The sequence below is a fragment of the Streptomyces barkulensis genome, assembly GCF_002843305.1.
GTDB lineage: Bacteria > Actinomycetota > Actinomycetes > Streptomycetales > Streptomycetaceae > Streptomyces > Streptomyces barkulensis.
Window position 1 is genome coordinate 116,643 of record NZ_PGSG01000087.1, and the last position, 20,014, is coordinate 136,656.

Here is a 20,014-nt window from a genome sequence, read left to right on the forward strand (position 1 = left end):
CTCCTTGTCCCTGCCTCCTGCGGTTTCCCGGTCCCCGTGCCGCCCATTCCGATTCCGGCCGGCGGGTGACCGTTCCCGGGAACCGGCGGGTCGCAGGTTCACCCGCCGGTTCCCGGGAACGGTCACCCGCATACGGACCGGTGAAACCCGCGGCGGTCGGTTCCCGGCCACCCGTCCCGCGGCGCGGCCCCGCCCGGCCCCCTGTGCGGCCGTCCGGCACGGTGGGGTCCGCGCACCGGTCCGGCCGAGGCGAGGGAGGCACGACATGCGGGTGTCCGCGGGGTCCGGATGGCGGCGCGGGGCGCTCGCGCCGGCGGCGGGCGCGCTGCCCGCCCTGTCCTTTCCCGCGCCGTCGCTGTGGTGGTGGGCCTACGCCGCGCTGGTCCCGTGGCTGCTGCTGCTGCGTACGGCGGACAGCGGGCGGCGCGCCGCCGTGGAGGGCTGGCTGGGCGGCACCGGTTTCCTGCTGGCCACCCACCACTGGCTGGCGCCGAGCCTGCACGCCTTCGTCGTGGTGGTGGCGGCCCTGATGGGGCTGCTGTGGGCCCCGTGGGGGTGGCTGGCGCGGCGGCTCCTGGCGGGTGCGCCGGCTCCGGGACGGGCGGTGGCGGCGGTGGTGCTGGTGCCCTCGGCGTGGCTGATGATCGAGCTGGTGCGCTCCTGGGAGTACCTGGGCGGGCCGTGGGCGCTGCTGGGGGCGGGCCAGTGGCAGGTGCCGCCCGCGCTGCGGCTGGCCTCGCTGGGCGGGGTGTGGCTGGTCACCGTGTGGGTGGTGGCGGCGAACACCGCGCTGGCGGTGCTGGTCGCGGTGCCCGGCGCGCGGCGGGCCGCCGCGGCCGCGGTGGCGGTGTGCGTACTGGTCCCGGCCGCGGCCTGGGCGTGGGCGCCGCTGCCGCGGCCGTCGGGCACGGTCCGTGTCGCGGTGGTGCAGCCGGGCGTGGTCGACGGGGCCGAGGCGCGTTTCGACACCGGCGAGCGGCTGACCCGCGGCCTGGCGGGCCGAGACGTGGACCTGGTGGTGTGGGGCGAGAGCAGCGTCGGTTACGACCTGGAGAAGCGCCCGGATCTGAGCGATCGGCTGGCGGCGCTGTCCGCGCACGTCGGGGCGCCGCTGCTGGTGAACGTGGACGCCCGGCGCCCGGACGGGCCGGGGATCTTCAAGAGCTCGGTGGCGGTGAGCCCGCGGGGGCCCACCGGGGAGCGCTACGACAAGATGCGGCTGGTGCCGTTCGGCGAGTACGTGCCGGCCCGTTCCCTGCTGGGCTGGGCGACGGCGGTGGGCGAGGCGGCCGAGGAGGACCGCCGTCGCGGGGACTCGCCGATGGTGATGGACACCCTCGGGGTGCGCACCGGTCCGCTGGTGTGCTTCGAGTCGGCCTTCCCCGACATGGGCCGGGCACTGGCGCGCGACGGCGCCGAGCTGCTCGTCGCCCAGTCGGCGACCTCCACCTTCCAGGACAGCTGGGCGCCGTCCCAGCACGCCTCCCTGGCGGCGCTGCGGGCCGCGGAGAGCGGGCGGCCGATGGTGCACGCCACGCTGACGGGGGTGAGCGCGGTGTACGGCCCGCGCGGCGAGCCGGTGGGCGGGCGGCTGGGCACCGAACGCAGCGGGGCCGCCGTTCACGAGGTACCGCTCGCCTCGGGCACCACCGTCTACGTCCGGTCCGGCGACTGGGCCGTCGCCGCCGCGCTGGGCTCGCTGCTGTCGGCGGCGGCCGTGGCGGCGGTGCGCCGGTTCCGGCGCGGGCGGTACGGCAGGCGGCGGCCCGGGAGGCGGAAGAGGGCTATCCGGCCTGCTCCAGCGCGGCGGTGACGACCCGTTCGCACAGCTCGTGGGTGCGCAGGGCGTCCTCGGCGTCCAGGTGCCGCCCGGCGCGCACGGCGTCGAGGAAGGCCGAGACCGTCTGCTCGATGCCACGCTGGCGGGCCACCGGCACCCAGTCCCCGCGGCGGCGGATGCTGGGCTGGCCCTTGTGGTCGACGATCTCGGCGAGGTTGAACACCTGGCGCCTGGCGTCCCGCCCGGATACCTCCAGGATCTCCTCGGCGCTGCCGCTCATGCGGTTCATGACGCCGATCGCGGTGAAGCCGTCGCCGGACATCTGGAGCACCACGTGGTGCAGGAGCCCGTCCCTGACCCGGGCGCGGACGTCGATGTGCCCGGCCGGCCCGGGCAGCAGGAAGCGGAGGGTGTCCACGACGTGGATGAAGTCGTCGTAGACCACCTCGCGCGGGTCGGCCGCCAGTCCGACGCGGTTCTTCTGCATCAGGATCAGGTCGCGCGGGTGGTCCAGGCACTGGACGTAGCCGGGTGCGTGGCGGCGGTTGAAGCCGACGGCGAGCGGGACGCGCCGCCGGCCGGCCAGGCGCACCAGGCTCTCGGACTCGGCCAGGGTGTGGGCGAGCGGCTTGTCGACGTAGGTGGGCACTCCGGCTTCCAGCAGCCGGGCGGCGATCGCGGGGTGTTCGGCCGTCGGGGCGTGGACGAAGGCCGCGTCGGGGCCGGCCGCGATCAGCCCGTCGAGGTCCGTGTGCCGCTGCGGGCCGGGGATCCGGTGGGCCTCGGCCGTCCGCTCCAGGGTGGCGCGGGTGCGGGTGTGCAGATGGAGCTCCAGGCCCGGCCGGGCGGTGAGCACCGGCAGATACGCCTTCTGCGCGATGTCGCCGAGTCCGATCACTGCGATCCTCACGGTACCCCCCTTGGTCTCGCCGTCGTCCGGTGCCGCCCGGAGCGGTCCGCCGCCGCCCGGTGCCGCCCGGGCCGCTCAGGGCGCGGACGCTCCGCCGCCCCGTGTTCCCCGCGGACCGGCAGCATACGCGGTGCCCGGCGGCTCCCGGTCGGCGATGCCGTCGAGACCGTCGAGACCGCGCAGGACCAGATGGTCAGCCGCCCGATCCGCCCGGAGCGGCGTACGACGTCCACGGTGCGCGGCCATGCTGGGCGGCTGGGTCGCCTGCGGCGGGCCCGGCCGCCCGACACACAGACCGCACAGGCCGCACATGTCACATCGGCCACATGAAGCACCTGAGCCACCTGCGTCACTCCCGCGGGGAGTTCCCGGCGGCCGTGCGATGCGGCAGAGTGGGACGGGTGCGACATGTGAGAAGCGCCCTGCTCCTGACCGGAGCCGCCCTGGCGGCCGTCTCGGGGTGCGTCACGGTGACGGGCGGCCAGCGGCCGCAGGAGAGCGGGTCGCCTCCCCAACCCAGTGGCCCCGCCCTGCCGCGGCGGGACGCCGAGCCGCCGCGGCCCCCCGGCCCGCCGCGGGAGGCCCTCGCCAGGGTCGAGGACGGCCCGGAGAGCCCCGGTGCCTCCTCCCCGCCCCGCTCCGGTCCGCCCTCCGCTTCGGCCTCCGCCCACCGGCCCACCGCGCGTCCGGCGCCCCGCCTGCCGCAAGGCGAACGGCTCCCCTCCGGCTCCGCCGGACCCGGGCGCACCTCCGGCAGCACCGCCCGGCGGCCCGGCCCTGACGTGTGCGGGCTCGGGGAGGCGTACGGCGGCTGGATCGCGGACGGCGAACCGGCCCGGACCTGCCGGCAGGTCTACGGCGACTGAGCGGGCGGCCCGGCGGCGTCCGCCAGCCACCGCGCCAGATCCCCGATGGCGGCTCTGACGCCCACGCCGTACGCGTCGTCGGGCAGTTCCCGCACCGCGCCGCGGGCCCGGGCCAGCTCGTGCCGGGCGGCGGTGTGGTCGCCGAGCCCGGCGTGGGCGGCGGCCAGGCTCAGGTGGAGCGAGGGGAGCAGGGCCCGCACGGCCGCCCGGTCCCCGGCCGGAGCCCTCGCGGCGGCCAGCGCGCGCCGGCCCCACTCGAGTCCGGCCGCGGGATCGTCCTGGGCACCGGCCAGATAGTGGGCGATGGCGCAGCGGTGGAACGGGTCGCCGTCCTCGGCCGCCTCCTCCCACAGGCGCGCCAGCCGGTTGCGCGCCTCCTCCCGGTCCCCGCCCCGGTGCAGGATGACCGCCTGGCCGATCCTGGTCGGCAGCGGCTCGCCCGCCGCGCTCCCCTCCTCCCCCGCCGCTCCCGTCTCCTGCCGATGCTCCGCCACGGGCTCTCCTGTGTGGTGGTGTCGGTACCGGCGGCGCGGGCGTCCTTCCCACGCCGTCCCCCGACGCTAACCGCCGGGGGCGGCCGCGGCACTCAGGCGCTCTCGCCGGTGCCCCGTCCGTACCTGTCCGCCAGCGCCTCCACCTCCCGCGCCACCGCCGCGCGCAGCCCGGCCGGGCCGAGCACCTCCGCCTCCGTACCGAGCCTGAGCAGGTCCCCCACCGCCACAGCGGTGCTCTCCACGGGGAGAAGCACCCGCACCCAGCCGTCGCCGTCCGGCCCCTCCGCCTCCCGGACCGCCCGCGCGCCCACCGCACCGAACAGCATGGGCAGCAGCCGCAGGCCACGCGGGGAGAGCCGCAGCAGTGCCTCGCCCCGCAGTCGGCCGGCCTCCAGACGACCCGTGGCCTCGGCCCAGTACGCCGCGAGGTCGAAGCCTGCGGGCCGCTCGAAGCGCTCGCCGGGCGCATCGAGGCCGAGGATGCGCGAGACCCGGTAGGTACGCACGTCCTCTTCCGGCCGGCCCCCGTCACCGCCGTCACCGCCGTCACCGCCGTCACCGCCGTCACCCCCGTCACCCCCGTCACCGCTGTCCGGGTCGGGAGCGGACCGTGCGACGAGGTACCAGACACCGCCTTTGACGACGAGCCCGAGCGGATGCAGCTCGCGGCGCACCTCGCCCCTCCAGCGGCGGTAGCGCACGCGCAGGGTCCGCTGCTCCCAGACGGCCTCGGCCACGTGCGCCAGGTGCGGTACGGGATCGGCGTCCCGGAACCAGGCCGGGGCGTCGAGGTGGAAGCGCTCGGAGACGCGCCGGGTGCGCTCGGCGAGCCGGGCGGGGAGCGCGGCGCGCAACTTGAGCTGGGCGGTCGCCAGTTCGGCGCCCAGTCCCAGTTCGGCCGCGGCGTCCGGCATCCCGGCCAGCCACAGGGAGTCGGCCTCCTGGCCGGTGAGGCCGGTCAGCCGGGTGCGGTAGCCCTCCATCAGGCGGTAGCCGCCCTCCGGTCCCCGCCCGGCGGTCAGCGGCACGCCGGAGGCGATGAGCGCCTCGGCGTCGCGGTAGACGGTGCGGACCGAGACCTCCAGCTCGGCGGCGAGTTCCGGTGCGGTCATCCGGCCCCGGTTCTGGAGCAGCAGGAGCATCTGCAGGAGGCGGTCGGCGCGCATGACGGCAGTCTGCCGTCCGTACCTGACAGGAGGTGTCAGGTACGGACGGAACAGTGGTGGCGGCCGGCGCGGGAAAGGCCCGCGCCACCGCCTGTGAGGAGCCCCATGACCACGCACACCACCGGCAGTTTCACCTTCGCCGACTGGCAGGAGAAGGTCCTCGCCGAAGCCGGCGGCAGCGGTGACCGCCGCGGTGACGGTGGCGGTGACGGCGCGAGCGCGGGGAGCGGCCCGAAGCTGGCCTCCGCCGTCGTCACCAACCACTTCACCGGTGGCATCGAGGCCGCCGGGACCTCGTGCGCGTACACCATCGTCTACACCTCGAAGGAGCCCGGGAAGGAGCCCGGCTCCGCCGGGAGCTTCACCGGCCACGAGCTGGTCTCCGGCGCTCTCGACGGACGCACGGGCTCCTTCGTGCTCGCCGAGCACGGCACCTTCGACGAGAAGGGCACCGTGCGCTGCGTCTTCGAGGTGGTGCCCGGCTCGGCCACCGGTGAGCTGGCCGGGCTGCGGGGGACGGGCGGCTTCACCGCCGTGCACGGTGAGCCGTCCGTCGTGTACGCCTTCGACTACGAGCTGGGCTGAGCCGGCCCCGTCGCGCCCTCCGCCGGACGGTCCGGGCCGTCCGGGGTCTCCAGGCTGCCCGGGAAACCGCTCAGGAGCCGAGGTTGGGGATGCACCAGTCGACCGGCGTGTGCCCCTGCGCCGCGATCGCCTCGTCGATCTGGCTGAAGGGGCGCGACCCGAAGAACTTCTTCGCCGACAGCGGCGAGGGGTGCGCGCCCTGAACCACCGTGTGCCGGTCGGTGTCGATCAGCGGCAGCTTCTTCTTCGCGTAGTTGCCCCACAGCACGAAGACGGCCGGGTCGGGGCGGGCGCCCACGGCGTGGATCACCGCGTCCGTGAACTTCTCCCAGCCCTTGCCCTTGTGGGAGTTGGCCTCCCCGGCCCGGACCGTCAGCACCGCGTTGAGCAGGAGCACGCCCTGCTTCGCCCAGGGCATCAGATAGCCGTTGTCCGGGACGGGGCAGCCCAGGTCCGCCTGCAGCTCCTTGTAGATGTTCCGCAGGGACGGCGGGACCCGCACCCCGGGCCGCACCGAGAACGCCAGCCCGTGGCCCTGCCCCTCGCCGTGGTACGGGTCCTGCCCGAGGACGAGGACCTTGACCTGCTCGTACGGGGTGGCGTCAAGCGCCGCGAAGACCTCTTCCCGGGGCGGATAGACCGGCCCCCGTGCCCGCTCCTCCTCGACGAACTCGGTGAGCTCCTTGAAGTAGGGCTTCTCCAGCTCGTCGCCGAGGACCTTCTGCCAGGACTCGGGCAGCATGGCGTTCACGTGAGACAGACCTCCGGTGTCGGTTCCGCGCGCCTTCTTCGGACGCGCACCCCCAGAACGTACCGGTGACCGCTGACAGCCGCGCCGCGCGGGCGGGCGGTCACCGGCGGGCGGCGACCGCCGGCGACCGCCCGCCCCTCCGGGTCACCAGCTCTTCTTGCGGTCGAGCTCCCACAGCCGCATGATCGTCGAGGAGTCGATGCTCCACTCCACGCCGGCGATGTCGTCGTGAGCGGCGATGTAGAGCTTGCCCTGCCACAGGGGCAGCAGCCGGGCGTCCTCGGCCAGGATCTTCTGCGCCTGCGTGAAGGATTCGCTGGCGGCGCCCCGGTCGCTCTCCTTGCGGGACTTGGGCAGCAGCGTGCCGGTCAGCGTCTTGTGCTCGTACGGCGTGCCCAGGGCGTTCTCCTTGCCCACGAACGGCGAGATGTAGTTGTCCGCGTCCGGGAAGTCGGGGAACCAGCCGCGGCCGAACACCGGGTACTCGCCATCGGTGACGCCTTCCTGGAACTCGCGCCACTCGCGGCCCTCCAGGGCGATGTCGAACAGCCCGGACGCCTCCAGCTGCCGCTTGATCTCGGCGAACTCCTCGGCGGTCGTCGCACCGTAGCGGTCGGTGGTGTACCAGAGGGTCAGCTTCACCTTCCCGTTGATCCCGGCCTGGCTCAGCGTGCTGCGGGCCTTCTCCACGCTGGGCTCGCCGTATTCCTCGTAGAAGGCACTGGTGTGGCCGGTGATCCCGCCGGGGACCATGGAGTACAGCGGGGCGGCGGTGCGCTTGTAGACGTTGCGGACCAGGGCCTTGCGGTCGATGATCTGGGCGATCGCCTTGCGGACGGCGGGCTCGGCGACCGACTCGTGCTGCGGGTTGAACACCAGGTAGCGGATCTCGGTTCCGTAGACCTCGTTGAGCTTGATCTCCGGGTGGTCGCTGCGGTTCTTCCCGAAGTCGTCGATCTGCTCGGGGGTCAGGCCGCGGTAGGTGAGGTCGACCTCGCCGCTCTTGAGCTGCTCGACCATCTTGGCCGAGTCCTTGAAGTAGCGGACGGTCACGGCGTTGTTCTTGATCTCCGCGGAGCCCTTGTACTTCTGGTTCCTGACCAGTTCGGCCCGCTCGTCCTCCTTGTAGGCGTCGAGCAGGTACGGTCCGGATCCGCTGACCTTGTCCGACTCCAGCAGCCGGTCGGCCGGGTAGGCGGCGGGGTCGACGATGGACGCGGCGGGGGTGGCCAGGACCAGCGGGAAGGTCGCGTCCGGCCGCTTGAGGTGGAATATGATCGTCCGTTCACCGGACGTCTCGATGCGGTCGATGCTCTGCAGCAGCTGGGCCGGGCCGGTGGGCGACTTGATCCCCAGGGTGCGCTCGATGGAGTACTTGACCGCCTCCGCGTCCAGCGCGTTGCCGTTGGAGAACGTCAGGTTCTTCTTCAGGACGCACCGGTAGACGCTGCTGACGGTGTCGGTGAAGCCGCAGCGCTGGGCGGCGTCGGGCTCCGGGGTGCCGCTGGAGCTCGGGAAGTGCAGCAGGGTCTGGTAGATGTTCCGGTACAGCTCCCACGAACCGTCCCAGGCGCCGGCCGGGTCGAGGACGCTCGGCGTGCTCGTGGTGCCGACCACGATCGCCTCCTCGCTCTCGCCGTCACCGAGCAGCGAGCCGCATCCGGCGAGCAGGGTCGCTGTCACCAGCACGACTGCGCCCTTCAGAGGCTTGTTCTGGCTGAACACTTGCACGCTCCTCGGTCGGCGATGCCACTGAACGCCACTAGATGCCACTACTGCCTGGGTGCTGTGGGGGATCCATCGGCTGACGGGACGGAGCGCGCGCCACGGTGCGGAGCGCGTGCCACCACACGTACGGCAGGGTCTCAACGGGCCTGTCGTGCCGAGGACGTGGCAGACCTTACCGCAGCATATGACGGGGCTGACAGGCTTCTGGACCGGGCAAGATCAGGACTTCTTCCGCGGCGGACCGGACGGTCGCACAGAGTACGGGGACCGTTTCAGGAAGCACACCGGCGCCGCACCGCCCCCGAAGGCACGGCGCGGCGCCGAAGCGGCAGGGCCCCGGCGCACCGCGGCGGTGAGCCGGGGCCCTGGGTCACTCGACCCCGGCGTTGAGGAAGATCCCGCCGTCGACCACGAGGGTCTGGCCGGTGATCCAGCCGGAGTCGTCGGAGGTGAGGAAGGCCGCCGCTCCCCCGATGTCCTCGGGCGTGCCCAGCCGCCCCATCGGATAACGCCCGGCCACCTCCTCCTCGCGCCCCTCGTAGAGCGCGGCGGCGAACTTCGTCTTCACCACGGCCGGGGCGATGGCGTTGACCCGCACGCCCGGCGACAGCTCGTGGGCGAGCTGGAGGGTGAGGTTGACCATCGCGGCCTTGCTGATGCCGTAGGCGCCGATGAAGGGCGAGGCCGACAGTCCGGCGACGGAGGCGATGTTGACGATGGTGCCGCCGTGCTCCTTCTGCCAGGCCGCCCAGGTGCGCTGGGCGAACCCGAGCGCGGAGAGGACGTTGGTGTCGAAGACCTTGCGGGCGACGTTCAGGTCCAGCTCCGCGATGGGTCCGAAGACCGGGTTGGTGCCCGCGTTGTTGACCAGGTGGTCGACGCGGCCGAACGCCTCCATGGTGCGCTCGACGGCCTCCGCCTGGTGGGTCTCGTCGTGGGCCTTCCCGGCCACGCCGATGGCCCGGTCCGCGCCGAGCCGCCCCACCGCCTCGGCGAGGGCCTCCTCGTTGCGGCCGGTGATGCACACCCGGTCACCGCGGGCCACGAGCGCCTCGGCGATGCCGTAGCCGATGCCGCGGCTCGCCCCGGTGATCAGGGCGACCCTGCCGCTGTCCTGCACTGCCATGAGCTTTTTCCGTTCCGTCGTATTCGCGGTGCGGCCGTCGGCGGCCGTCAGTTGAGCGGGCCGCCGGCCACGTACATCACCTGGCCGGAGACGAAACCGGCCTCCTCGCCGGTGAAGAACGCGATGGCGTTGGCGATGTCCTCGGGCCTGCCCACGCGCTGGACGGGGATCTGGGAGGCGGCGGCCTTCTGGAAGTCCTCGAAGTCCATGCCGACGCGGGCGGCGGTGGCCGCGGTCATCTCGGTGACGATGAAGCCGGGGGCCACGGCGTTGGCGGTGATGCCGAACTTGCCCAGCTCCTTGGCGAGGGTCTTGGTGAAGCCCTGCAGACCGGCCTTGGCGGCGGCGTAGTTGGCCTGCCCGCGGTTGCCGAGGGCGGAGCTGGAGGAGAGGTTGACGATCCGGCCGAACCCGGCGTCGACCATGTGCTTCTGGCAGGCCCGGGACATCAGGAAGGCGCCGCGCAGGTGCACGTTCATGACGGTGTCCCAGTCGGAGTCGCTCATCTTGAACAGCAGGTTGTCGCGGAGCACCCCGGCGTTGTTGACCAGGACGGTCGGTGCGCCCAGCTCGCCGGCGACCCGTGCGACGGCGGCCTCCACCTGCTCGGCGTCCGACACGTCGCAGCCGACCGCCAGCGCCCTGCCGCCCGCCGCGGTGATCTTCTCCACGACGTCCGCGCAGGCCGACTCGTCCAGGTCGAGCACGGCGACGGCCCGGCCCTCGGCGGCGAGCCGGACGGCGGTGGCGGCGCCGATCCCCCGGGCTCCGCCCGTGACGATCGCGACACGCTGCTCGGTGGTGGACATGCTGGTTCTCCTCGCACTCGAATGGGTGAGCAACCGCTTAGTACCTTCGGCAGACGTGACGCTAGAAGCACGGACACGCTGTGTCAACGGCCGAAGGCACGGTGAGGCCCAGCCCACGTCCCCGGCCTCCGCCCCGCCGCGGCGCGCCGGGTACGGCCGAGAGCGTGTGGTGCGCCCGCTCAGCGCACCAGCACTTCCAGCAGCCGCTCGGTCTCCGCCTCGGGATCGGCCGTCAGTCCGGTGTGCACCGGCCCCGGCTGGAGGACGGTGGAGCGGGGGGCGACCAGCCACCGGAAACGCCGCCCGGCGTCGTCGGCCGCGGCCTGCCCGGCCTCCGCCCCTCCGCGGCACAGGCACTCCACGGCGTGCAGGGCCGCCCGCACCCCCTCGACGTCGGCGTGCGGATCGAGCGCCCGCAGCCGTTCGACGTCCAGATGGGTGCGGGCCGCGACGAAGGACCGGGCGCGGCAGTAGACGACGACCCCGGCGTTGATCACCTCGCCGCGCTCCACCCGTGGGACGAGACGCAGCACGGCGTACTCGAAGACGTCGCGCCCGCCGAACTGCCCGCTCACCGCGTCCCTCCGCCCTTGTTCAGCCCGCTGACGGCGTCCGCCCAGTCCTTCAGCCAGCCGGGCGCCCTGGAGGGCCCGTCCTGGCTCGGAGCGCCGACGGTGATCCGCTCGTGGACCGTACCGGCCCGGGCGGCCAGCACCTCGGTGTAGGCGCGGCGCAGCTCCTCCGGTGTGTCGAAGCCTGGCTCGCCGGCCAGCCACTCGTCGGGGATGTCGGCCGCGCACTCGGCCAGCAGCTCCCGCGTCACTCGCGGCGCCAGCTCGGCGGCGGCCGAGGCGATGTCCGGGCCCATGGGCGCCAGGGCGTGGTCGGAGGCGTCGTACGGCTTGTCGGCCGCCTTGGCCGCGGTGGCCCAGTTGTGGTGCCAGATCAGGCTGGCGCCGTGGTCGATGAGCCACAGGTCGCCGTGCCAGACCAGCATGTTGGGGTTGCGCCAGGAGCGGTCGACGTTGCCCGTCAGGGCGTCGAACCACACCACGCGCCCGGCCTCCCGCGCGTCCACCCGGTAGGCGAGCGGGTCGAAGCCCATCGAGCCGGGCAGGAAGTCCATCCCCAGGTTCAGCCCGCCGCTGGCCTTGAGCAGCTCCTGCACCTCCTGGTCGGGCTCGCCCAGGCCGATCACCGGATCCAGCTGTACGCGCACCAGATCGGGCACGCGCAGGCCGAGCCGCTGGGCGAGCCGCCCGCACAGCACTTCGGCCACCAGGGTCTTGCGGCCCTGCCCGGCTCCGGTGAACTTCACGACATAGGTGCCCAGGTCGTCGGCCTCGACGATGCCGGGCAGCGATCCGCCCTCGCGCAGGGGCGTCACATAGCGCGTGGCGGTGACTTCGGGAAGCATTTTCCCAGGCTATCGGAAGCACTGGCCTTGCAATCCACGGTTTTCTCCGGAGGCCCCGGACCGGCGATCCCGCCGGAACCACTCCCGAACCACCCTGGGGAGAATCTGGGGAGTTTCAGCCGCCGCCCGGCCTCCCCCGCCTGCCCAGCAGTCCGTCCATGACGGTGCGCCCCTTGCTCCCGGCCTCCGGCATGAAGTGAGCGTAGTAACCGAGCGTGACGGTCGGCGAGGAGTGCCCGAGCCACCGCGCCAGGGTCACCACGGACTCCCCCGCCTCCAACATGACCGAGGCGTAGGTGTGCCGCAGCACATGGAAGCCGTCCCTCGGCGCCGCCTCCCGCAGAACAACGCGGGGGAGCCCGAGTGGTCCCCGCGCGAGCGTGGGTGGTCCGGGCGTCGGTGCGGGTGCGGTAGCCGGCCGATGCGTTCTCACAGGTCTTCACCGGCTCCTCGGGCTCGGTCGCCGCCCCCCCGAGGCCGGGGCTGAGGTCGCCGTCTCCGAGCGGTTCACCGGGGACCGGCACCGGGTGAGGGCTGCCGCATCCGCCCGCCGGCCGCAGGCGCTGCGCCTGTGCTGACCGCTTCCCCGGGGAAGCGGTCAGCGCGCGGATGTGTGAAGGGCGTCGTCGACGAGGTCGTGTTCGTGCCGCCAGCCCCCCGGTACGGGAAGGGCGCCGGCCACATGGGGGTGCCCTTCCCCGAGTCCGGTGTGCAGGTGGGCGACCGAGCCGGTGTCGTCCGCCGGCCACACACGCATAGCCAGCACCCCGGATGCGCAGGCCACCGCCCCGAGGACGAGCACAGCCGACTGCAGTCCCGCTGCCGTGGCGAGCCATCCGGCCAGTGGATAGGTCAGCAGCCAGCAGCCGTGCGTCAGGGAGAACTGCGCGGCGAACAGTTCGGTGCGGTCGGCGGGCCCGGCCGAACGGCGGATCAGTCGGCCGGCGGGGGTGAGTACCGTCGAGGACGCCGCTCCGAACGCCGCCCAGACGGCCAGCAGGGCGGGCCATCTCCAGGCACCCGCCCCGGCTGCGGTGATCACGGTCAGGCCGGGGAAGATCACGGCGGTCAGCAGGGCGCCGTGCAGCATGACGGCTCGGTCCGGGACCTTGTCGAGCATTCCGGGAAGCACCAGTGCGACGATCATGGAGCCGGCGCCGTAGGCGCCGAGTGCGATGGCGACGTCCCCGGCCGGTCGGCCGAGATGGTCGCGCACGTACACGACGGTGTTGACGAGGACGATGGCGCCGGCGGAGGCGACCACGAGGTCGAGGGCGAGCAGGGCGCGCAGCCGCGGGACGGCGAGGAACAGCCGTGTGCCCGCGGCGACCCTGGTGTGGAGGCCGCCTGCTCGCGGCGGAGACGGCACCGGCCGCGGCAGGAGTACGGAGAGGACGAGCGCGGCGGAGCCGGCGAAGCCGGCGACGGTGCCGGTGAAGAGCCAGTTGTACGTCGTCACCGACAGCAGCGCGGCGGCCAGCGCGGGGCTGCACAGGCTCTCCAGGTCGTAGGCGAGCCGGGACAGGGACAGCGCCCGGGTGTAGTCGTCCTCGTCGGGCAGCACCTGGGGAATGACGGCCTGGAACGTCGGTGTGAAGGCGGCGGAGGCGGCCTGCAGTGCGAAGATCAGGACGTACACCTGCCAGACCTGGTCGACGAAGGGCAGCATGAACGCGGCGCCCGCCCGGATCAGGTCGGCACCCACCAGGAGGGCCCGTCGGGGCAGTCGGTCCGCTACCGCCCCGATCACCGGGGCGATCAGGACGTACGCCACCATCTTGATCGCGAGCGCGGTACCGAGTACCGAGCCGGCGGCGGCTCCTGCGATGTCATGGGCGAGCAGCCCCAGGGCGACGGTGGCCAGCCCGGTCCCCGTCAGGGCGATGACCTGCGCCTGGAACAGGCGGCGGTAGGTCCGGTTGCGCAGCAGTACCGGCAGCATGCGGCGGTTCCCCTTGCCACGGCGATGCGTTGACGGCACGAGCATACTTTCATGTGCGCAAGTGCGCACACATATATCACTTACATCAGTGGCGGGCACAGGGACAGGGGTGAGCCGGGTCCTAGGCTGTGCACATGGCCACCCGCGAACCGCTTCCAACTGCGCCCGGCGCGCATTTGCGCGCGCCCGACAGCGCGCGTCTGGCCGAGGCGACCGAGGTGTTCGCCATGCTGGCCGACCCGACACGGCTGCATCTGCTGTGGCTCATCGCTCAGCGGGAGTCCGACGTCGGTTCGCTCACCGAACGCTGCGAAGCATCGCGAACGGCGGTGAGCCAGCATCTGGCCAAGCTCCGCCTGGCCGGGCTCGTGGAGGCCCGCCGGGAAGGCCGGCACGTCTTCTACAGCCTGCGCGACGGGCATCTGCGGCGTCTCGTCCTGGAGGCGCTCAGCCACGCGGACCACCGCGTCAGCGGCGCAGCGGTACATGACTGATCAGGGCCGGAACACCGCCATCGTCGTCGGCGGGGAACTCGGTGTGCGCCGGATCCGTCGGGCGGGGTGGAGGCCGAGTACGCACCGCCCGCCGCACGCGGCACCGGGGCCGCCACGTCATGCCGTACGCGGGAGGCGGTTCCCGTCCGGGCCGGACGGGCTGCGCCGGCGAGCGCCACGGCGGGGGCCGGTGCGACGGCGGCGGGCAGCGCGAGCACGGTGGCCACCGTGGCCAAGATCAGGGCGTGGGCGAAGCCAGGGCGTGGGCGAGCGGGCCGGCCGGCCGGCCGGAACCGGGTGCGCCGCGATCAGGCGGCGGATTCCTGCCGTCCCCTGCGGGCCGTCATCTCCCTGAGCACCTCATTGCCGTGGACACCGGCGGGCCCGGAGGCGTGCTCCACGGGGTGCGGTCGCCGGTGAACTCAGGGGCCGTCGGTGAGCTGCTCGGTCCAGATGGTCTTGCCACCGGGGGTGTAGCGACTGCCCCAGCGGTGGGCGAGCTGGGAGATGAGGAACAGACCGCGGCCGCCCTCCTCGGACAGGCGGGCGCGGCGCAGGTAGGGCTGGGACTGGCTGGGGTCGGACACCTCGCAGACGAGCCGGTGGTTCCTGATCAGCCGCAGGCCGATGGGGCCGCCGGCGTAGCGGACGGCGTTGGTGACCAGCTCACTGACGATCAGCTCGGTGGCGAAGTCCAGCTCGCCCAGGTCCCACTCCGCCAGCTGGGCGGAGGCCAGGGTCCGGGCGTGCGCGACGAGGCTGGGGTCGGCGGGCAGTCGCCAGAAGGCCGTGTCCTCGGGCGGCACCCGCTCCACGCGGGCCAGGAGCAGGGCGAGGTCCTCGTCCCGGTTCTGCCCCCGCAGGCGGGCCAGGAGGCGGGGCCCGACCTCGCTCAGCGGCTGCCGGGTGCCCGCGGCGGTCCGCGCGCCCTCGCACATCCGCTCCAGGTCCCGTTCGGTGTTCCGCACCGTCGCGGTGAGTGGTCCGCTGTGGAAGGCGAGGACATCGCCCGGCCGCAGGAGCAGTTCCAGCGGTTCGAAGGGCTCGGTCCCGTCTCCCAGCGGCGGCCCGGGACGGAGCGCGACATCACCCGCCGTGCGGTCCTCCCTCCTGGCCACGACGGGGCCGGGATGGCCGGCGCTGGCGAGGAGACACCGCCCGGTGACCGGATCGTAGGCGGCGTACAGGCAGGTCGCTCCGTGCAGGGAGCTGACGGCCGGTCCCGCCCGGCGCCCCTCGTCCTCACCGATGCGGGTCACCAGGTCGTCCAGATGGCTCAGCAGCTCGTCGGGCGGCGGGTCCAGGTCGGCCAGGGTCTGCACCGCCGATCGCAGCCGTCCCATCGCCCCGGCCGCGTTCACCCCGTGTCCGGCGACCTTGCCCACCACGAAGGCCACCCGGACTCCGGACAGCCGGATCACGTCGTACCAGCTCCCGCCGGTCCCGGCCGCGGTGCTGGCCGGCGCGTACATCCCCGCGGTCTCCGCCGCGGCCAGGCGCACCTCCGGAGGAGGCAGCAGACTGCGCTGCAGGGCCTCGGCCGTGCGCCGCTCCCGGGTGTACCGGCGGGCGTTGTCCAGGCCCAGGGCCAGCCGGGAGCCGATCTCCTCGGCCAGGGTCGCGTCACCCCGGTCGAACGGAGGCCGGTCCCCGGTGCGCCACAGCGGTACGGCCCCCAGTACGGTCCCGCGCGCCCGCAGCGGGAGGACCAGGAACGAGGTCGCGGCCCCGGGCAGGGTCAGCCGGGACCGCCGCGGATCCCGTGCCGCAGCCCTCCGCAGGCCGCTCAGGTCCGGCATGGTGCCGACCGACCCCCGCAGCAGGTGCTCCCGCTCGACATCCCCGATCGAGAACGTGTCCCCGGGGCCGTAGACCTCCTCGGGCCACATTCCCTCCCCGGCGGCCACGGCGACGCGCCTCATGGGCGCGTCAGCGGCGAACTCCCCGAGTTCCTCCCCGGTCAGCACGTCCTCGGTCAGATCGACCGCGCCCAGATCGGCGAACACCGGCACCAGCAGATCGACCAGTTCCTCGGCGTTGCGCGCCACGTCCAGCGAACCGCCGACGCGTACCGCCGCCGCGTGCAGCAGGTCCAGCCGCTGCTGTGCGCGCGGGCTGGAGGCCAGCACGCCGCCTCCGGCCAGGGCCACCCGCATCCCGAACCGGTCCTCGAGCTCGGCTCCCGCCGCGGGCACCAGCCAGACGAGGAAACGCGCCCCGCCTCCCCCGGCCAGCGTGAACACGCTCACGTCCACGTCCAACCGGCCGCCGCCGACGCGCCGCAGCACCGCGCGCCCGCCGCTGCGGCGGCCGTGCTCAGCCCTCTCGGCCAGCTCCGCCCACTGCGACGGATCCCCGAAGAAGGACTCCAGCTCCCTGCCGCGCAGCTCTCCGGCCGAGCCGCCCAGCAACTCCAGCACGGGCCGCGTGCACATCATCACCGCACCGGCGGCGTCCAGCACCAGCTCGGCGGGCTGTCCCCAACCCGCCGCCCCGGTTCCGGGGGAACCGCCACGGCCGGCCATACGCCTCCCACCACGACATCGTCACAAGACCCCGTGCTTCCCAGGAGAAGACCTCCTTCCGTCCGCCGCAACCCGGCCGCGTCCCGCCGCGGTGCCGTCCTCGGCCGCTCGGACGGTGCCCTGCTCTTCGGCGAGGAGGACGGTGGGTTCACCGGCGGGAGGTTTTCCCCACGGCAGGCCCGTGGAGCCCGGCGACCGGCCCGGCGTGGTGGTCACCGCCGGCATCCTCGGCGAGATCACCCGCAGCGTCGGGGAAGGGCCCGGGGAGGATCGGCTGTGCGACGCGACAGAGCCCTCAAAGGCGCCGAAAGACGTCAGCGGGCTCCCGGTTTCCGTGCCGGGTGCCTGCGCCCTCCATCCTGCTCGCGTGCGGCCCACAGGGAGCGCACGTGCACCAGGTGGCGGCGCATGTGTTCCTCGGCCGCCGCGGCGTCGCCGGCCAGCATGAGGTCCAGCAGTTCGGTGTGCTCCCGCGCGGAGGCCACCAGCGTCCCCGCTTGCGCGAGCCCGGCGAGTGCGTGGAGCCGGGAGCGCTTGCGCAGGTCGCCCACTGTCTCGGCGAGACGTGAGTTGCCGGCCAGGGCGAGCAGGCCGAGATGGAAGCGGCGGTCCGCCTCCAGATAGCCGGCGAGGTCACCGGCACGCGCGGCCGCCACGGTCTCCTCGGCCGTGGGGCGCAGATCCTCCAGCTGCTCCCGCGCGGCCGATCCGGTCACACGGCCGACGGTCGGGACCTCGATCAGGACGCGGATCTCGGTGAACTCGTCCAGGTCGCGCTCGGACAGCTCGGTGACGCGGAATCCCTTGTTGCGCACCGGCTCGACCAGCCCCTCGTGCGCCAGGTCCAGCATGGCCTCACGGACGGGAGTGGCGGAGACGCCGTACCCGGCGGCGAGGGTGGGGGCGGAGTAGGTCGCCCCGGGCCGCAGTTCGCCCGCGATCAGCGCGGCCCGGAGGGCCTTGGCCACCTGGTCGCGCAGACGCTCCTGCACCGAAACGGGTTTCCGGGACTTCAGCCCGCTCATGGATTTCCCTCCGTGGGTTTGTGACCTCACCATAAAATGTCACGTTGTGCGGCACCCGCGCCGTGCCGGCGGTCCCGCGACGGGCGACGATCGGGCCGGCTACCGGGGCGGGCAGGCCCCGGCCGTTCTGTCAGGGGCCCGGCCGGCCGCGGTCCTGCGCGGGAGGCCGGGAACCGCACCGGATGCGACGGGTCCGGCGGCCGTCTGCTATGCCTGCTCCCATGCCTTCCAACACCGCGGCCCCCGACGCCGCGCCCCTTCCCGGACGGGCCCTCTTTCCGGAGCAGTTGGCCCGTACCCGCCGCTTCTCACTCGGTGTTCCCCGGCACCCGTCGGTGTCCCCGGACGGTGCGCGGGTGCTGTTCGTGCGTACCGGGGGCGGGGACGACCCCGTCGGGCGGCTGTGGTTGTGGGAGGAGGGCGCGGAGCGGCTGCTGGCCGCCCCGCACGGCGCGGACGGCGGCACGCGCCCGGTCCCGCCCGAGGAGCGGGCGCGACGCGAGCGGGCCCGCGAGCGGTCCACGGGCGTGGTGGCGTACGCGGCCGACCGGGAGCTGCGGCGTGCGGTGTACGCGCTCGGCGGCGCGCTGTGGGCGGTGGACACCGGCGGCGGCGCGCCGTTCCCGGTGCCGGCGGCCGGTCCCGTGGTGGATCCGCGTCCCTCCCCGGACGGGGAGCTGGTCGCCTACGTCACCGGCGGCGCGCTGCACGTCACCGGCTTCGGCGGCGGCTTCGGCGGCGACCGGTGCCTGGCAGCCCCCGAGGGGCCTTCGGTGACGTACGGGCTGACCGACCATGTGTCGGCCGAGTCGACGGGGCGGCTGCGCGGCCACTGGTGGGCGCCCGACGGCCGGGCCCTGCTGGCGGCCCGGGTGGACACCGCCGCGGTGCGGCGGCGGTGGGTCTGCGATCCGGCGCGTCCCGACCTCCCGCCGCGCCCCATGACCTACCCGGCGGCGGGTACGCCCAACGCCGAGGTCTCCCTGCATCTGCTCTCCCTCGACGGCGGCCGCACCGAGGTCCTCTGGGACCGCGCGGCCTTCGAGTACGTGGTGGCCGCCGACTGGGACGCCCACGGTCCGCTGGTCACCGTGCAGAGCCGGGACCAGCGCGTGCTGCGGGTCCTGGCGGTCGATCCCGCCACAGGCGCCACCCGCGTCCTGCACGAGCAGCGCGACCGGCACTGGGTGGAGCTGGTGCCGGGGGCGCCGTGCCGCACCGCCTCGGGGCTGCTGGTGAGGGCCGAGGAGTCGGCCGGAACCCGGCGGCTGCGCGTCGGCGACACCCTCACTCCGGAGGGGCTCCAGGTCACCGGGGTGCTGGGCACGGACGGCGACGAGGTGCTGTTCACCGGGTGCGAGGACCCGCTCGAGGAGCATGTGTGGGCCATGGGGCCGGGGACGGGCTGCCGCCGTGTCAGCGACGGGCCCGGGGTGCACTCGGCCGCCGCGGCGGGCGGCACCGTGGTGCTCGACAGCCTGACACCGGGCGGGCACACGGTCGCCGTCCTGCGCGGCGGGACGGCGGTGGGACGGATCGCCTCCCTGGCCGAGGAGCCCGTCGTCACCCCCCGCCCCGTCTTCCCCGTGCACGGCGCCCGGCGGCTGCGCAGTGCGCTGTTCCTGCCCTCGGGGTACGACCCGGACGCGCCGGACGCCCGCTCCCTGCCCGTCCTGCTCAGTCCCTACGCCGGCCCGGGGATGCGGCTGGTGGTGCGGGCCCGGACGTGGTGGGCGTGTGTGGCCCAGTGGTTCGCCGAGCAGGGTTTCGCCGTGCTGGTCACCGACGGGCGCGGCACCCCGGGGCGGGGGCCGGCGTGGGAGAAGGAGATCCGCGGCGACCAGCTCACCCCCGTGCTGGAGGACCAGATCGACGCCCTGCGCGCGGCGGTGGCCGAACGTCCGTACCTGGACGCGGGCCGGGTGGCGATCCGCGGCTGGTCCTTCGGGGGCACCCTCGCCGCCGCGGCCGTGCTGCGCCACCCGGAGGTCTTCCACGCCGCGGTCGCCGGAGCGGCCCCCACCGACCAGCGGATGTACGACACGCACTGGAAGGAGCGCTATCTGGGCCATCCGGAGCGGGAGCCGGAGAACTACGAGCGCTCCTCGCTGCTGCGCGACGCCCCCCGGCTGCGCCGTCCACTGCTGCTGGTGCACGGCACCTCCGACGACAACGTGGCCTTCGCGCACACGTTGCGGCTGTCGGCGGCACTGCTGGCCGCCGGGCGTGAGCACACGGTGCTGCCGCTGTCCGGCGCCGGGCACACCGGCGGCGACGAAACGGCCGGACGGCTGCTCGGTTTCGAGCTCGGCTTCCTGCGCGACGCGCTCGGGCTCGGAACCGTGAGCGGAACCGGGAGCGGAGCCGTGTCCGGGTGACGGCCGGGCGGACGGCCC

Annotated in this window: 17 protein-coding genes and 1 pseudogene; 5 read left to right on the forward strand and 13 right to left on the reverse strand. The window is 74.0% G+C overall.

Annotation, left to right across the window (positions count from 1 at the left end; genetic code table 11):
- Nucleotides 1–265 precede the first annotated feature (265 nt).
- Nucleotides 266–1,813 (forward strand): apolipoprotein N-acyltransferase, encoded by a 1,548-nt coding sequence (lnt, locus tag CUT83_RS16165; RefSeq protein ID WP_101256537.1) that lies wholly within the window; start codon nucleotides 266–268, stop codon nucleotides 1,811–1,813.
- Here the strand turns inward: lnt and CUT83_RS16170 are convergent.
- The gene (locus tag CUT83_RS16170) at nucleotides 1,785–2,690 is read right to left on the reverse strand and encodes a Gfo/Idh/MocA family protein (RefSeq protein WP_101256538.1); all 906 of its coding nucleotides are present in this window, start codon (nucleotides 2,688–2,690) and stop codon (nucleotides 1,785–1,787) included. The genes lnt and CUT83_RS16170 overlap by 29 nt on opposite strands.
- A gap of 401 nt (nucleotides 2,691–3,091) precedes the next feature.
- Between CUT83_RS16170 and CUT83_RS16175 the strand changes: the two genes are divergently transcribed.
- A complete protein-coding gene (locus tag CUT83_RS16175; RefSeq protein WP_240958438.1) occupies nucleotides 3,092–3,556 on the forward strand; it encodes a hypothetical protein in 465 nt (154 codons plus the stop codon).
- Here the strand turns inward: CUT83_RS16175 and CUT83_RS16180 are convergent.
- Entirely contained in the window at nucleotides 3,544–4,050 is a 507-nt protein-coding gene (locus CUT83_RS16180) for a hypothetical protein (RefSeq protein WP_240958429.1), read from the reverse strand. The two genes, CUT83_RS16175 and CUT83_RS16180, sit on opposite strands and share 13 nt — an antisense overlap.
- Before the next feature lie 92 nt (nucleotides 4,051–4,142).
- Nucleotides 4,143–5,216 (reverse strand): helix-turn-helix transcriptional regulator, encoded by a 1,074-nt coding sequence (locus CUT83_RS16185; RefSeq protein ID WP_101256539.1) that lies wholly within the window; start codon nucleotides 5,214–5,216, stop codon nucleotides 4,143–4,145.
- 105 nt (nucleotides 5,217–5,321) lie between these two features.
- Between CUT83_RS16185 and CUT83_RS16190 the strand changes: the two genes are divergently transcribed.
- On the forward strand, nucleotides 5,322–5,801 hold the full coding sequence (locus CUT83_RS16190; RefSeq protein ID WP_101256540.1) for a DUF3224 domain-containing protein: 480 nt from the start codon (nucleotides 5,322–5,324) through the stop codon (nucleotides 5,799–5,801).
- Nucleotides 5,802–5,871: 70 nt separating this feature from the next.
- On the opposite strand, the gene CUT83_RS16195 is transcribed toward CUT83_RS16190, so the two are convergent.
- The 8 genes and pseudogenes from CUT83_RS16195 to CUT83_RS16230 form a co-directional block, all read right to left on the reverse strand.
- Complete coding sequence (locus CUT83_RS16195; protein WP_101256600.1) at nucleotides 5,872–6,543, reverse strand: uracil-DNA glycosylase; 672 nt, start codon at nucleotides 6,541–6,543, stop codon at nucleotides 5,872–5,874.
- Between the two features lie 153 nt (nucleotides 6,544–6,696).
- Nucleotides 6,697–8,277, reverse strand: coding sequence for an ABC transporter substrate-binding protein (locus tag CUT83_RS16200; RefSeq protein ID WP_101256541.1), 1,581 nt, complete (start codon nucleotides 8,275–8,277; stop codon nucleotides 6,697–6,699).
- A 373-nt stretch (nucleotides 8,278–8,650) separates the two neighbouring features.
- Nucleotides 8,651–9,406, reverse strand: coding sequence for an SDR family oxidoreductase (locus tag CUT83_RS16205; protein ID WP_101256542.1), 756 nt, complete (start codon nucleotides 9,404–9,406; stop codon nucleotides 8,651–8,653).
- Between the two features lie 47 nt (nucleotides 9,407–9,453).
- Nucleotides 9,454–10,215, reverse strand: a complete 762-nt coding sequence (gene fabG / locus CUT83_RS16210) for a 3-oxoacyl-ACP reductase FabG (RefSeq protein ID WP_101256543.1) — start codon at nucleotides 10,213–10,215, stop codon at nucleotides 9,454–9,456.
- A gap of 179 nt (nucleotides 10,216–10,394) precedes the next feature.
- Nucleotides 10,395–10,790, reverse strand: coding sequence for a DUF3037 domain-containing protein (locus CUT83_RS16215; protein WP_101256544.1), 396 nt, complete (start codon nucleotides 10,788–10,790; stop codon nucleotides 10,395–10,397).
- Nucleotides 10,787–11,632 carry a HipA family kinase gene (locus tag CUT83_RS16220; protein ID WP_101256545.1) on the reverse strand — a complete coding sequence of 282 codons (846 nt, stop codon included), beginning with the start codon at nucleotides 11,630–11,632 and terminating at the stop codon, nucleotides 10,787–10,789. Before CUT83_RS16220 ends, CUT83_RS16215 begins: the two co-directional genes overlap by 4 nt.
- 115 nt (nucleotides 11,633–11,747) lie before the next feature.
- A pseudogene (locus CUT83_RS16225) lies at nucleotides 11,748–11,966 on the reverse strand (tyrosine-type recombinase/integrase); the annotation flags it as partial.
- Between the two features lie 264 nt (nucleotides 11,967–12,230).
- On the reverse strand, nucleotides 12,231–13,574 hold the full coding sequence (locus tag CUT83_RS16230; protein ID WP_101256547.1) for an MFS transporter: 1,344 nt from the start codon (nucleotides 13,572–13,574) through the stop codon (nucleotides 12,231–12,233).
- A 134-nt stretch (nucleotides 13,575–13,708) separates the two neighbouring features.
- Between CUT83_RS16230 and CUT83_RS16235 the strand changes: the two genes are divergently transcribed.
- Nucleotides 13,709–14,068, forward strand: a complete 360-nt coding sequence (locus CUT83_RS16235; RefSeq protein ID WP_101256548.1) for an ArsR/SmtB family transcription factor — start codon at nucleotides 13,709–13,711, stop codon at nucleotides 14,066–14,068.
- Between the two features lie 422 nt (nucleotides 14,069–14,490).
- Here CUT83_RS16235 and CUT83_RS16240 read toward each other — a convergent pair whose 3' ends face one another.
- Complete coding sequence (locus tag CUT83_RS16240) at nucleotides 14,491–16,593, reverse strand: ATP-binding SpoIIE family protein phosphatase (RefSeq protein ID WP_101256549.1); 2,103 nt, start codon at nucleotides 16,591–16,593, stop codon at nucleotides 14,491–14,493.
- Between the two features lie 314 nt (nucleotides 16,594–16,907).
- Nucleotides 16,908–17,618: a GntR family transcriptional regulator gene (locus CUT83_RS16245; RefSeq protein ID WP_101256550.1), complete on the reverse strand. Its 711-nt coding sequence runs from the start codon at nucleotides 17,616–17,618 to the stop codon at nucleotides 16,908–16,910.
- 221 nt (nucleotides 17,619–17,839) lie between these two features.
- Here CUT83_RS16245 and CUT83_RS16250 point away from each other — a divergent pair, with 221 nt between their 5' ends.
- Nucleotides 17,840–19,996, forward strand: a complete 2,157-nt coding sequence (locus CUT83_RS16250) for a S9 family peptidase (protein WP_240958431.1) — start codon at nucleotides 17,840–17,842, stop codon at nucleotides 19,994–19,996.
- Nucleotides 19,997–20,014: the final 18 nt, after the last annotated feature.